A 13,262-nucleotide genomic window follows, 5' to 3' on the forward strand; every position below is an offset into this window, starting at 1 on the left:
AAAAATAGAAAATTAATTACAATAGATTCTAAAAATAGTCCTTAAATATGAAAAAACCTGACAATTCTAAGAATGTCAGGTTTTTTTCAACTATGTTTTAGAAGTATTTTAAAGCTGATTCGGGCTTTCCGGAGCCTGAATTTCACTTTCTTCTTCTTTATCTTTGATAATAATCTGTTCGTCGGGTTGTTTCGCAGTAGAAATCGTACTGGTAACAGGCCTTTCTGTTAACTCAGGATCCCAAGCTCTTTTACCAAATATATCTTCAAGATCTTCACGGAAGATCACTTCTTTTTCTAAAAGCTTATTCGCCAAGGCATCAAGCTTATCTTTATTCTCAGTAAGAATTCTTACCGCTCTTTCATATTGATTTTCGATGATCGATTTGATCTCTGCATCAATTTTCTTAGCAGTCTCTTCAGAATAAGGTTTCCCGAAAGAATATTCAGACTGGCCTGAGCTGTCATAGTAAGAAATATTCCCAATATTAGGGCTTAAGCCATAAACAGTAACCATAGCCTGCGTTCTTTTCGTTACTGATTCAAGATCAGACAGTGCGCCTGTTGAAATGTTATTGAAAATAACCTGCTCAGCTGCTCTTCCTCCTAAAGTTGCACACAATTCGTCCAGCATTTGCTCAGTAGTGGTCAGCTGCCTTTCTTCCGGAAGGTACCAGGCTGCACCTAGAGAACGTCCTCTTGGAACAATCGTCACCTTTAAAAGCGGCGCTGCGTGTTCTACCAACCATGAGATCGTCGCGTGACCTGCTTCATGATAAGCCACTCTTCTTTTTTCAGATGGTTTGATCGCCATGTTTTTCTTCTCAAGACCTCCGATAATTCTGTCTACAGCATCAAGGAAATCCTGTTTTGTAACCGACGTATGGCTGTTTCTCGCAGCGATCAATGCCGCTTCGTTACATACATTCGCAATATCTGCTCCACTGAATCCAGGGGTTTGTTTTGCAAGGAAGTCTCTGTCAACCGTATCATCCAACTTAATTTTCTTCAAGTGAACATCAAATATCTCTCTTCTTTCGTGCAGTTCCGGAAGGTCTACGTAGATCGAACGGTCAAAACGTCCGGCTCTCATCAAGGCTTTATCCAAGATATCTGCTCTGTTGGTAGCAGCCATTACAATAACGTTAACGTCTGTTCCGAAACCATCCATTTCTGTAAGAAGCTGGTTCAGGGTGTTTTCTCTTTCGTCGTTTCCGCCTGAGAAATTATTTTTTCCTCTTGCACGTCCGATAGCATCAATTTCATCAATAAAGATGATGGCCGGAGATTTAGCTTTTGCCTGAGCAAAAAGGTCTCTAACTCTTGAAGCTCCTACTCCAACGAACATTTCTACGAAATCTGAACCTGAAAGGGAGAAGAACGGCACTTTGGCCTCACCTGCAACAGCTTTTGCCAATAATGTTTTACCGGTTCCCGGAGGACCTACAAGAAGGACACCTTTAGGGATCTTACCACCCAGCTTTGTATACTTTTCAGAATTTTTCAAAAAGTCTACTACTTCCTGTACTTCTTCTTTAGCTCCTTCAAGGCCTGCAACATCTTTGAATGTCACCTGAATTCTTTCTTTTTCGTCAAAAAGTTTCGCTTTGGATTTCCCGATTGAAAATATCTGTCCGCCAGGGCCTCCACCGCCACCCATCTTTCTGAAAAGAAGGAAGTAGAAAAGTCCTAAGATCGCGATCCATATCAATGCTGAAACCAGGATGTCCATGAACGGATTTTTACCTGCCCCGTAATCTTTTGTCGTCTTGATATTAGCATCTGCGGCTTTTATCTGATCAAATTTTTGAAGGAAAAGCTGAAGATCTCCGTATTTTACGGAAAAATCTGCCTTTGGAGCCATCTCGAATGCAGAAAGAGGATTGTTTTGGTTGGCCGTTTTATTGACCATCGCTGTCTTTGCTGCTTTTGTCAGGAAAACATCGGCTTTCTCTGTGTCTTTGTATATGATAACGTTTTGGACCTTTCCTGCCTGCATTTCCCTAAAGAAAGCATCCTCATCAATAGATTTTGCACTATCGCCTCCTAAAAAATTGGAACCGAAAAATAACAAAAGAGCCACGATTGCAATTGGAAAAAACCAGTTGAATCCTTTATTGTTCATTTATACTTTTTAAAATTTAAAATTCATATTCTATTTTGGTAATTGCTGCGTCTCCCCAAAGTTCTTCAATATCGTAATATTCACGTACTTCTTTCTGGAAAATATGCACTACCACTGTTACGTAATCTACCAAAACCCACATTGAGTTCTCGGTACCCTCTACATGCCAAGGTCTATCTTTAAGATCGTTTCTTACTTTTTTCTCTACACTTCCTGCCAATGCAGAAACCTGTGTATTGGAATTTCCGCTACAAATTATAAAAGTTTCTGCGACAGAATTTTCAATTTTTGAAAGATCAAAAATCATTATATCTTCTCCTTTTACATCCTGGATGGCTTCAACAATTTTATCTATTAGCGCCTGCTTTTCTGCTGTTTTGTTCATTAAAATATCTATAATCTGCAAATTTATTGTTTTTCTTTTACTTTAGCCTTATTTTTAGCCCTTTAAAGTCTTAAAGTTTTCTTAAATGGGTCAATTATTTTATTTAAAAGAGTGTTCTTCTACTAATGACGAAATATCTCGGTTTTTACTTTACGGAAATTCAGATTTTACGGCTTTATATACATTCAATCAAACCAAAGGCCGCGGACAATACGGAAATACATGGGCGGCAGCGGCCGGAAAAAACATTGCGTATACGCTGGCTGTTAAGGCTCAGAGCATTCTGCTCTCAGATTTTATATTCAATTACTATACCGCGGTTATTATCCGGGATTTCCTTGCCAATTTGACTGATAATGATGTAAAGATAAAATGGCCGAATGATATTATCCTTAAAAATAAAAAAATCGTTGGAATTTTAATTGAAAAGAAAAAAATTAATCAAAACAATTATTTCATCATTGGAGCAGGCTTCAATGTTCTGCAGGATTATTTTGACGAAATATCGCATGCAGGATCACTTCTGACGCAGACAGGACAGGTTTATGACCTTGAGGACTTTGTATCAAATCTTCACGAATACCTGTCAGAAAAGCTGAAAAATATTCCATCTGAACAGAAAATTATTGATCAATTCAACCGGAATTTATACCGTAAAGATGAGATCTCGGTCTTTGAAATAGAAAAAGAGAGACAAAATGGCATTATACGAAATGCTGACGAAAAGGGAGAACTGTGGATAGAGCTTGAAAAGGATGGGTTAAAGTCTTTCTATCATAAAGAGGTCAAACTTCTTTACTGATTAGCTCTTTTCAGATACAGGTATAAGGTAAGCGGAAAAAATACCATATTAGGAAGCCACATGGCCACGGCCGGCGAAAGACTTCTGTTCTCTGAAACTACTTTTAAGGCTTCAAAGGAGAAAACGAAAACAAACGCCAGAGAAATCCCTATCGCCAGGTTTACACCAAGACCTCCTCTCTTCTTCTGAGACGCCAGCGAAAGTGCCAGGAATGTTAAAATAATAATAGCAACCGGCATTGAAGTTCTCTGATGAAATTCATTAAGATAAGAATTCAGATTACTGTTTCCTCTTTCTTTTTCCCTGTCGATGAATTTGATAAGTTCGGGGGTGGTTTTATTCTGACCAAGCAATTCATTCGGGAAAAGCTCTTCAGGAGAATGCCCATAATTTTTCCTCATTTCAACCCCGTTACCCAGCTTTTCAGTATTATCTTTATTGACGGTTTTTTCCAGGTAGTTGGTAATGATGAACTGTTTTTTAGCTTTGTCCCAATATACTTCTGACCCTTTCAGCTCATAGATCATCTTTCTGTTTTTATCAAATTTCTGATAAACAAAACCTGAACCTCTGGTTTCTCTTTTATTCCAGGAATTCACGAAGATGTATTCTGATTTACTGAACTGGGCAGACGCAGGGCCTGTCCCCAGGATCTTTTCTTTGTTCGCGGCATTATAAGTATAGGCTTCCAGCTCATTTTTCTTGATATTTGCCCACGGAAGCACCATATGATTCACCACAAGCGATATCGCTGCAATTAAGACAGATGTATACAGATAAGGTTTTGCAAATCTGTGGAAACTGGCTCCACTACTGATTACGGCAACAATTTCGGTATTATTTGCCATTCTTGATGTGAAATAAATCACAGAAATAAACACAAGGATAGCCAGGAAGGTTACGACAAGGTTAATAATCCAGAACGGATAAAAATGGATAAGGAAATACATTACATCCAGCTTGGGATCCAATGCTTTTGCATTTTCTATTCTTGGAATCTTTTGCTGCACATCGATCACCAATACAATTATAGACAGCAATATCAGCATGAAACTGAATGTTCCAAGGTATTTTTTAATGATATATCTGTCTATAATTTTGATCATGATGTTTTGTTCTTTAAAGTCTCTGTCTAAGGACCGGTACTACAGATTTTTTCCATTCATAGAAATCACCTGCCACAATATGCTCTCTCGCCACTTTTACAAGGTCCAAATAAAAGGCCAGATTATGTACGGACGCAATCTGTTTGGCAAGATATTCTTTCGACACAAATAAATGGCGCAGATATGCTTTTGAATATTCTCTGTCTACATAACTCGTTCCAAATTCATCCAGAGCAGAAAAATCACGCTTCCATTTTTCATTTTTAAGATTCATTACGCCCTGCCATGTGAAAAGCATTGCATTTCTGGCATTTCTGGTAGGCATTACACAATCCATCATATCAATACCCAAGCCGATGGACTCAAGGATATTCCATGGAGTTCCTACCCCCATAAGGTATCTTGGTTTATCTTTTGGAAGAATATCCGTGACTTCATCCGTAATTCTGTACATTTCTTCTTCCGGCTCTCCTACGGAAAGTCCTCCGATTGCATTTCCTTCTGCACCTGCTTCGGAAATAACTTCTGCTGACATTTTTCTAAGATCCGAATAGGTAGATCCCTGAACAATCGGGAAAAGTCTTTGTTTATATCCGTAAATCTCTTTATTTTGCTCGGTCCACTCAATACATCTTTTCAGCCAACGGTGTGTAAGCTCCATAGATGTTTTGGCCTGATTGTATTCACAAGGATAGGGCGTACACTCATCAAAAGCCATGAAAATATCTGCCCCAATCTGTCTCTGGATTTCCATAGATTTTTCCGGGGTAAACATATGATAACTTCCGTCGATATGAGATTTGAATTTTACGCCTTCTTCGGACATTTTTCTGCTTTTGGAAAGCGAAAACACCTGAAAGCCTCCTGAATCGGTAAGAATCGGCAGATCCCAGTTCATAAACTTGTGCAGCCCTCCTGCTTCCTGCATAATATCCATTGTTGGACGAAGATACAGGTGGTAGGTGTTACCCAGAATAATCTGGGCTTTAATGTCTTCTTTTAATTCTCTCTGATGAACTGTTTTCACACTTGCTACAGTTCCTACAGGCATAAAGATAGGCGTCTGGATCTTCCCGTGGTCTGTAGTGATTTCTCCTGCTCTTGCTTTTCCTTCAGAGGTTTTCTCTATATTAAAAAATTTCATTCGTATATTCTTTTAATTCGCTGGTATTGCGTTTCAGCTTTACAGGCAGAAACGTTTCCGCATCATAAATTACCTGTTTAGGACGGGTATATTTCCGCTGTTTTTCAGCTTGTCTTGTATGTATTTATCCGCTTTCGGGTCTTTTTTTAATACTATTTTCTGTGCGTCTTCCGCAATATCCTTCATTTTGTCTTTAGCAACATAATATTTAAAACTTTCTACAAAATTTTCAGCTTTTACCTGATGTGTTTTAAGGACAAATCTTGTTCCTTCTTCTAAATTTTTGTTTTGATATATAATAACAGCCTGATCTGTAATCGCCAGGTCAGCCAGAATTTCAGCCATCTTTTCAGGCTCGATCAAATTTTTAGGCTTGTCGATATAGTCGCTGCATGAGAACATACAAAGCATAACGAAAATGAAGACCAGTTTTCTCATAATCTTTTGATTATTGATTTCCATTTTAAATTTAAAACTCCAAATACAGCTTCATGAATAATTCCACCGTTCATTTTACTTTCTCCTAAAATTCTGTTGGTAAATATAATAGGAACTTCTACAATTTTAAAACCTTTTTTAAAAGCTCTGAATTTCATTTCGATCTGAAAGCCGTATCCTTTAAGCTTCACATTATTCAAACCTATTTCTTCGAGAACTTTTCTGGAAAAACAGACAAAGCCTGCGGTTGTATCATGAATCGGGAGTCCCAAAATAAACCTTACATATTTGGAAGCAAAATAGGAAAGCAGAACCCTTCCCATTGGCCAGTTCACCACATTTACTCCTTTTGAATAGCGTGATCCTATTGCCATATCTGCATTTACGCAGGCTTCAAAAAGCTTAGGCAGATCACTTGGATTATGTGAAAAATCGGCATCCATCTCAAAGATATAGTCATATTTGTTTTCGATAGCCCATTTAAATCCGTGAATATATGCTTTTCCCAATCCGTCTTTCACATGTCTTACCGACATATGGAGATGATGTGGAAATCTTTTCTGAAGGTCTCTAACTACTTCTGCTGTTCCGTCCGGGGAAGAGTCATCCACCACTAGAATATGAAAGTCGTCTTCCAATGCAAAAACTGCGGAAATAATATTTTCTATATTTTCCTTTTCGTTGTAGGTAGGGATGATGACGAGTTTTTTCATTTCAATTTGCAAAGATAGTTTATTTAACCTTTTTATTTTATACAAAATAATCTATAATTTTGCAAAAAACATTCCTTTGCTGTTATCACAAAACTATATAAACCACGTAAGAATACCTGAGAACAATGACTGGGTAATCTTTATATTAATAGGATGTATATTTCTGTATGTGTTCATGATGAATATCATAGAAAGGGATGCCAGCCTGAAAGACTTTCTGCTTCAGAAATATTTTGATGCCAGCAATAACCTTCCGAGCTGGATTATCACTTCCTGTGTAACGGCACTTACTTTATCTGCTTTACTTTCACAATACATTCCCATTGTTCCTAAATATATTAATGATATGCAGCTTTTCGGGTATCAGCTTAATAAATTTGGGTATACATTACTGGCAGTCATATTTTTTTACACCTCGAAATCTGCATTGGGCTTTTTATTTTACCAAAGCATAGGCGATGGCAAAAAATGGACTATTTTTTATTTTACCTCTACAAAATTTTACTTCATTCTTTCGTTTTTATTAATAATTCTGTGTATAACCCACTATTATTTCCCGATAGACAGAAATAAAATATTTTTGTACTACTTCTACTTCTTTGCATTTGTCGCAGTTTTCAAGATTTTCTTCTATTTGTTTCACAAAAACAATATACTTCCCGAAAAATGGTATTATAAATTTTTGTATATTTGCACCCTCCAAATCGCACCTTTATTGTTGCTTTGGAAGTTGTTATTTTTTTAATAAAAGTCAATGATGAGAATAAAGTCTATATTGGTTTCTCAACCAGCGCCTAGTGAGTCTTCTCCATATCTGGATATAGCAAAGAAGGAAAAAATAAAGATTGATTTCCGTCCTTTCATCCACGTCGAAGGAGTTGACAACAAAGAACTAAGAACTCAGAAGATCGATCTGACGCAGTTTACTGGGATTATTTTCACCAGCAAAAATGCGATAGACCATTACTTCAGACTCGCCGAAGAATTGCGCTTTGCAGTTCCGGATACGATGAGATATATCTGCCAGTCTGAGGCTATAGCCAACTATCTTCAGAAACATATCGTTTATAGAAAGAGAAAGATCAGCTTTGGGGAGAAAAACTTCTCGGATCTACTGCCTCTATTTAAAAAATTTCCTACTGAAAAATATCTTCTGCCATCTTCAGACGTCCTAAGCCCGGATATTGTAAAAACTATGGAAACTGCCAATGTGGACTGGACAAGAGCAATCATGTACAGAACAGTATGCAGCGACCTTACGGATATCAATGCTAAAGATTATGATATGCTAATCTTTTTCAGTCCACAGGGAATCAAATCTCTTCAGCAGAATTTCCCGAATTTTAAGCAGGAAGAAACAAAGATTGGTGTTTTCGGAAATACTACTTTAGCAGCAGCGGAAGAAGCGGGCCTAAAGGTAGACCTCATGGCACCCACAAAGGAGACCCCATCTATGACAATGGCACTTGAAAAGTACATTAAAGCTCTTCATAAATAGACTTTAATACTCAATAGAAAACAGCCATCTTTTCAATACAGGAAAGATGGCTGTTTTTTAACTAAATTTGAACAAGAATTAATATTGAATGAAAAATGTCCTGTAAACTCTTTTCAAAACAAGAAAAACTATAGCACATTACACCAGGCCAAATAAATTTAAAATATTTAAATGAAAGCTCCACAGGCAAAAAAAATAGAAAAAATACTAGAAATACACGGCGACAGAAGAATTGACAATTACTTTTGGCTTAATGAAAGGGAAAATCCTGAAGTCATGCAATATCTTGAAGAGGAAAATGCCTATGAAGAGTTTATGATGAAAGACACCGAGGCATTTCAGGAAGAACTTTTCGAAGAAATGAAAGCCCGCTACAAAAAAGACGATGAGTCTCTCCCTTATTTTTTTAACGGATACTGGTACATCGTACGCTATGAAGAAGGAAAAGAATATCCTATCTTCTGCAGAAAGCATAAAAGCCTGGATAATGAAGAAGAAATTATTGTTGATGTAAATGTTTTAGCAGAAGGCGAAACCTATTTTGAAGTAGGCAGTGTAGCTGTTTCCCCTAATAATGAACTGGTTTCTTTTTCATCGGATAACGTAAGCCGCAGGATTTATACCATTAACTTTAAAAACCTTATAACAGGAGAAATTTTCCCGGACCAAATCCTGAACACTACAGGAAAGGCAGTGTGGGCCAATGACAATGAACACGTTTTCTACATCAGAAAAGATGAGAGTTTACGAGCCTTCCAAGTGTACAGACATAAGCTTGGCACTGATGCTTCGGAAGATGTTTTGATTTTTCATGAAGAGGATGATACTTTTGACGTGAATGTCTTCAAGACAAAATCAATGCAGTATATTTTCATTGCCAGTTCCAGCACGATTTCCGACGAGCACAGATTTATTCCTTCTGACAATGTTTTTTCGGAATGGAAAATCATCCAGCCCAGAGCAGATGATCTGGAATATTCAGTAGAACATTTTGAAGATGAATTTTACATCATCACCAATGCAGATGACGCAACTAATTTTAAAATCGTAAAGACGAAAATTGAGAACTGCGGAATGGAGAACTGGATAGATGTTATTCCACACCGTCCTGAAGTTCTACTGGAAGGTTTTGAAATTTTCAGGGATTATCTGGTCCTTGAAGAAAGAGAACACGGGCTTCTCCAGATCAAAATCATTGATGAAAAAACCCAGGAATCTTATTATCTCCCTTTTTCCGATCCAACATATACTACTTACATCGGGATCAATATGGAATTTGACACTGAAGTTCTCCGTTATGGCTACACGTCACTGACACAGCCAAGCTCAACATATGAGTACAACATGAAGGAGAAAACAACTCAGCTCCTGAAACAGCAGGAAGTTCTTGGCGGAAAATTTGTTCCTGAAAATTATATTTCAGAAAGAATCTGGGCAGAATCCAGAGACGGAAAAACAAGGATTCCAATTTCTTTAGTCTATCATAAAGACACCAAAAAATCTGCAGACACGCCTTTGCTGTTATATGGTTACGGAAGTTACGGACATACTGTAGATGCGAGTTTTTCCAATGTAAGACTTTCTATTTTAGACAGAGGGTTTATTTACGCCATTGCTCATATCCGCGGTGGAGAATATCTGGGCAGAGAATGGTATGAGGACGGCAAAATGCTTTTCAAGAAAAATACATTCTTCGATTTCATTGATGCCGGAAAGCATTTAATTAAAGAAAATTATACATCTTCCAATCACATGTATGCGATGGGCGGAAGCGCAGGCGGACTTCTGGTAGGGGCCGTTATGAATTATGAGCCTAAGCTTTTTAACGGAATTGTAGCACAGGTTCCATTTGTAGATGTGGTGACAACGATGCTGGATGAAACTATTCCATTGACAACCGGAGAATATGATGAATGGGGAAATCCGAATGACAAGGAATATTATCAGTACATGAAGGAATATTCTCCTTATGACAATGTTGAAGCGAAAGATTATCCCCATATGCTGATCACAACAGGCCTTCACGATTCTCAGGTACAATACTGGGAACCGGCAAAATGGACTGCTAAACTGAGAGAACTGAAAACAGATGATCATCTTTTACTATTCAAAACCGATATGAGCTCAGGACATGGCGGAGCAAGCGGAAGATTTGAATCACTGAAGGAAGATGCCCTGGAATATGCGTTTTTATTAAAATTAGAAAATACAAAAAAATGATCAACGAAGGAGAATACTGGAAAAAAGTAGAACAGTTTTTTGAAGACAATTTTGAAACTGAAAAAAATCCTCCGATTGAAACACTTTTGTTTCTGATCGGGCTACAGGAACTGGGAAGCGGCCAGCAGAAATATACCAAAGAAGACAAAGTAAACCTGATCCATATTGCAGTGTGCAGACTTCTGGAGCCTTTCGGCTACTACAAGTTTACTCATTATGAAGATGGATGGCCACAGTATGACAGGCTGGAAGAGCTTCCGGAATTAAAACCAAACGAACAGTCTCTTCTGATGAAAAAAGCAATTATACAATATTTTCAGGAAGAGGAACTGATTTGATGTGCTGATGGTAATCTACTAATAGGCAATTTGCAATGATGCATGAATCAATGCATATATAAAATCAAAAAAAGACGGGCTAAGCTCGTCTTTTTCTTACAAAAAGCCAAAGATAAAAATACATTCTGGCGTTTTAAATTTCACATTACTTGAGAATTTCATCAAGCTGTGTCAGTCCCATTTTAAATCCTTCCTCAAAGCCCATTTCCAGCTGCTGCTTCATGGCTTCAGAAGTTGGAAAGTGAATATTGATGGTTACTTTTGTACCTTCTTCTACCCCTGTAAATCCAAGCAGCCATTTTGCCTGTGCAAAATCTTCATTGATATTTCCTTTTTCGTCACAGAAGGCATCTACCCCGTCAAAATTTCTATGCTCTGTGATTTCGCCGTATTTTACCTGACCATACATTTTTTCACCTTCCGGCCCTACCATGGCATAATGCCAGATTCCGCCTTGTTTAAAATCCTGTTTCACCGTTTCACACTTCCAGGGCTTCGGCGCCCACCATTGATCCAATAATTCGGATTTTGTAAAATAGTCCCACACTTTTGAAACATCAGCATCATATATTTTCATGACATAGATACTGTTTAAATCAAAATCTTTGTTAAAAATCATATTAGATTCCATAAGTAATTATTTTTATTAAAGCTACATCTTTATCCATTTACAGGACTTTTCATATGGCAAGTTCTTTTAAATTCATAAATATTTGTTAAAAAACTCGCTTTTAAGAAAAATTAAACAATTTTTTGGCTCGTTTTTTGTTTATGAAGTCTTAAAATAATTAATTTTAACATTCATTTTTTTCCAATATATAAAATTCAATAATGAATAATAAATTCATCCCAATAATTTCGGTGTTTATGACAATCTCGCTGATTGTTTTTGTCACGCTCCAATTTTATTGGCTGAAAGGTTATTACGGTGCTCTGGAGCAGGAATTCTCCAATAAAGTATACGCTGCTTTAGAAAATACTTCAAAAAGTATTGAAGAAATTGAAGCTGACAAATACCTGAATCAGGATTATACTAATCTAAGAAACAATATTCTTGCCAGCAAAGATCAGCCTTCTTTAACGACAATCCAGCAGGTAGAAGATTCCGGTACACAGCGTCAGATCATCTATTCTAAAAATATCATATCTAAAACCCAGCTTCCGATCTCTCAGAAAGGTGATTCGGTAAATCTGACAACTCTGTATACTGACGATGCGACTTATAAAATAAAGAAAGATACCACAAACCGCGAACTTCTTACCACAGACCTTAACAATGATATTGAAAACGGGGATTATGCTATAAAAGAATTCGTAAAAGTGGTGGGCACCAATCTGCCCATCGATAAAAGAGTGGATCCTAAAGTACTTGATTCAGTAATCGCTAAAGAACTGAAAATAAAGGGCATCACTGCAAAATTCGGATATGGTGTAATTGACAAGAACAACAAAATTACAAGTGTTGTCAACAAGGTTTATAAGGAGAAAAAAGACAGCAATACCTATAGCTATCCTCTATTTACAGATAAAAAAGACCGGACTTTGTACAGTCTGGCTTTGGTATTTCCTAAAAAAGAATATTCCCTGGCGATGAACAACTGGCCGATGCTGCTGGGAACCTTTCTCTCGTTGTTAACTATTCTTGGGATCTATATTATTTCCATCAATTATATGATGAGACAGAAAAAGCTGGCGGAAGTAAAGACAGATTTCATCAATAATATGTCTCATGAGTTCAAAACACCTCTGGCAACGATTTCTGTAGCCACAGACTCTTTAGCCAATGATAAGATTGCTACCAATCCGGATAAGGTAAAATACTATTCGGAGCTAATTAAGCAAGAAAATTTAAGGATGAAAAAACAGGTGGAAAATGTCCTGAATATGTCCAAGCTTGAAAGAAATGAGGTAGAACTGTTCTTAAGGGAAACCAATGTGCGGGAACTGATCAAAAGAACAACAGAATCTTTTAATCTTATCGTTCAGCAGAGAAGCGGTTCTTTGACCCAGGAATTTAATGCGACGAACTACACTTTTAAAATAGATGAATTCCACATCTCCAATATGCTGGTGAACTTACTGGACAATGCCAACAAATATTCCCCTGAAGCTCCTGAGATTAAAGTAAAAACAAGTAACGAAGGAAACTGGTATGTCATAGAAATTTCCGATAAGGGTATGGGAATGGAAACCCAGAATAAGACCAAGATTTTTGAAAAGTTCTTTAGAGAAGAAACTGGAAATATCCACAATGTAAAAGGACAGGGACTGGGGCTTTCCTATGTAAAGAAAATTGCAGAACTCCACAAAGGACAGATACTCGTAGACTCCCACAAAGACAAAGGAAGCACGTTTACGATAAAACTGCCAATGAGCTAGAAAAGATAAATAACGATGGATAAGTGATCATTCATCAATTATAAAATAGAAACCAAATAACAAATATAGAAGATAGAGTGAGAACGTTCATTCTTAATTTTTAATCATTAATTTT

13 protein-coding genes are annotated in these 13,262 nt (G+C 37.2%); 6 read left to right on the top strand and 7 right to left on the bottom strand.

The genetic code is table 11. The annotated features are described in order from the left end of the window. Positions 1-108 precede the first annotated feature (108 nt). Entirely contained in the window at positions 109-2,124 is a 2,016-nt protein-coding gene (gene ftsH, locus DRF60_RS00790; RefSeq protein ID WP_116010230.1) for an ATP-dependent zinc metalloprotease FtsH, read from the bottom strand. 16 nt (positions 2,125-2,140) lie between these two features. After that, positions 2,141-2,509, bottom strand: coding sequence for a ribosome silencing factor (rsfS, locus tag DRF60_RS00795; RefSeq protein ID WP_111958808.1), 369 nt, complete (start codon positions 2,507-2,509; stop codon positions 2,141-2,143). An 85-nt stretch (positions 2,510-2,594) separates the two neighbouring features. On the opposite strand from rsfS, the gene DRF60_RS00800 reads away from it, so the two are divergent. After that, positions 2,595-3,311, top strand: coding sequence for a biotin--[acetyl-CoA-carboxylase] ligase (locus DRF60_RS00800; RefSeq protein ID WP_116010231.1), 717 nt, complete (start codon positions 2,595-2,597; stop codon positions 3,309-3,311). Here DRF60_RS00800 and DRF60_RS00805 read toward each other — a convergent pair. From DRF60_RS00805 to DRF60_RS00820, 4 genes are all read right to left on the bottom strand, one after another. Next, on the bottom strand, positions 3,305-4,414 hold the full coding sequence (locus DRF60_RS00805; protein WP_116010520.1) for an LptF/LptG family permease: 1,110 nt from the start codon (positions 4,412-4,414) through the stop codon (positions 3,305-3,307). The two genes, DRF60_RS00800 and DRF60_RS00805, sit on opposite strands and share 7 nt — an antisense overlap. A gap of 16 nt (positions 4,415-4,430) precedes the next feature. Next, complete coding sequence (gene tgt, locus DRF60_RS00810) at positions 4,431-5,561, bottom strand: tRNA guanosine(34) transglycosylase Tgt (protein WP_116010232.1); 1,131 nt, start codon at positions 5,559-5,561, stop codon at positions 4,431-4,433. 69 nt (positions 5,562-5,630) lie between these two features. Then, positions 5,631-5,999, bottom strand: a complete 369-nt coding sequence (locus tag DRF60_RS00815) for a DUF4296 domain-containing protein (RefSeq protein ID WP_116010521.1) — start codon at positions 5,997-5,999, stop codon at positions 5,631-5,633. Further along, a complete protein-coding gene (locus tag DRF60_RS00820; RefSeq protein WP_116010233.1) occupies positions 5,996-6,712 on the bottom strand; it encodes a polyprenol monophosphomannose synthase in 717 nt (238 codons plus the stop codon). Before DRF60_RS00820 ends, DRF60_RS00815 begins: the two co-directional genes overlap by 4 nt. A 76-nt stretch (positions 6,713-6,788) precedes the next feature. On the opposite strand from DRF60_RS00820, the gene DRF60_RS00825 reads away from it, so the two are divergent. The 4 genes from DRF60_RS00825 (at position 6,789) to DRF60_RS00840 (ending at position 10,768) form a co-directional block, all read left to right on the top strand. After that, complete coding sequence (locus tag DRF60_RS00825) at positions 6,789-7,457, top strand: DUF4271 domain-containing protein (RefSeq protein WP_116010234.1); 669 nt, start codon at positions 6,789-6,791, stop codon at positions 7,455-7,457. A gap of 12 nt (positions 7,458-7,469) precedes the next feature. After that, positions 7,470-8,210: a uroporphyrinogen-III synthase gene (locus tag DRF60_RS00830; RefSeq protein WP_116010522.1), complete on the top strand. Its 741-nt coding sequence runs from the start codon at positions 7,470-7,472 to the stop codon at positions 8,208-8,210. Between the two features lie 171 nt (positions 8,211-8,381). Next, positions 8,382-10,430, top strand: a complete 2,049-nt coding sequence (locus DRF60_RS00835) for a S9 family peptidase (protein WP_116010235.1) — start codon at positions 8,382-8,384, stop codon at positions 10,428-10,430. After that, complete coding sequence (locus DRF60_RS00840; RefSeq protein WP_116010236.1) at positions 10,427-10,768, top strand: hypothetical protein; 342 nt, start codon at positions 10,427-10,429, stop codon at positions 10,766-10,768. Before DRF60_RS00835 ends, DRF60_RS00840 begins: the two co-directional genes overlap by 4 nt. Positions 10,769-10,913: 145 nt before the next feature. Here DRF60_RS00840 and DRF60_RS00845 read toward each other — a convergent pair whose 3' ends face one another. Further along, the gene (locus tag DRF60_RS00845) at positions 10,914-11,399 is read right to left on the bottom strand and encodes an SRPBCC family protein (RefSeq protein ID WP_116010237.1); all 486 of its coding nucleotides are present in this window, start codon (positions 11,397-11,399) and stop codon (positions 10,914-10,916) included. A 200-nt stretch (positions 11,400-11,599) separates the two neighbouring features. Between DRF60_RS00845 and DRF60_RS00850 the strand changes: the two genes are divergently transcribed. After that, positions 11,600-13,147 (top strand): sensor histidine kinase, encoded by a 1,548-nt coding sequence (locus DRF60_RS00850; protein ID WP_116010238.1) that lies wholly within the window; start codon positions 11,600-11,602, stop codon positions 13,145-13,147. The last annotated feature ends 115 nt before the right edge of the window (positions 13,148-13,262 follow it).

The organism is Chryseobacterium elymi (genome assembly GCF_003385495.1).
In the GTDB taxonomy this organism is placed as follows: domain Bacteria; phylum Bacteroidota; class Bacteroidia; order Flavobacteriales; family Weeksellaceae; genus Chryseobacterium; species Chryseobacterium elymi.

Coding starts and splice junctions, on each gene's coding strand:
- ftsH (WP_116010230.1), bottom strand. CDS start 2,124: ATGAACAATAAAGGATTCAACTGGTTTTTTCCAATTGCAATCGTGGCT.
- rsfS (WP_111958808.1), bottom strand. CDS start 2,509: ATGAACAAAACAGCAGAAAAGCAGGCGCTAATAGATAAAATTGTTGAA.
- DRF60_RS00800 (WP_116010231.1), top strand. CDS start 2,595: ATGGGTCAATTATTTTATTTAAAAGAGTGTTCTTCTACTAATGACGAA.
- tgt (WP_116010232.1), bottom strand. CDS start 5,561: ATGAAATTTTTTAATATAGAGAAAACCTCTGAAGGAAAAGCAAGAGCA.
- DRF60_RS00815 (WP_116010521.1), bottom strand. CDS start 5,999: ATGAGAAAACTGGTCTTCATTTTCGTTATGCTTTGTATGTTCTCATGC.
- DRF60_RS00820 (WP_116010233.1), bottom strand. CDS start 6,712: ATGAAAAAACTCGTCATCATCCCTACCTACAACGAAAAGGAAAATATA.
- DRF60_RS00830 (WP_116010522.1), top strand. CDS start 7,470: ATGAGAATAAAGTCTATATTGGTTTCTCAACCAGCGCCTAGTGAGTCT.
- DRF60_RS00835 (WP_116010235.1), top strand. CDS start 8,382: ATGAAAGCTCCACAGGCAAAAAAAATAGAAAAAATACTAGAAATACAC.
- DRF60_RS00840 (WP_116010236.1), top strand. CDS start 10,427: ATGATCAACGAAGGAGAATACTGGAAAAAAGTAGAACAGTTTTTTGAA.
- DRF60_RS00845 (WP_116010237.1), bottom strand. CDS start 11,399: ATGGAATCTAATATGATTTTTAACAAAGATTTTGATTTAAACAGTATC.
- DRF60_RS00850 (WP_116010238.1), top strand. CDS start 11,600: ATGAATAATAAATTCATCCCAATAATTTCGGTGTTTATGACAATCTCG.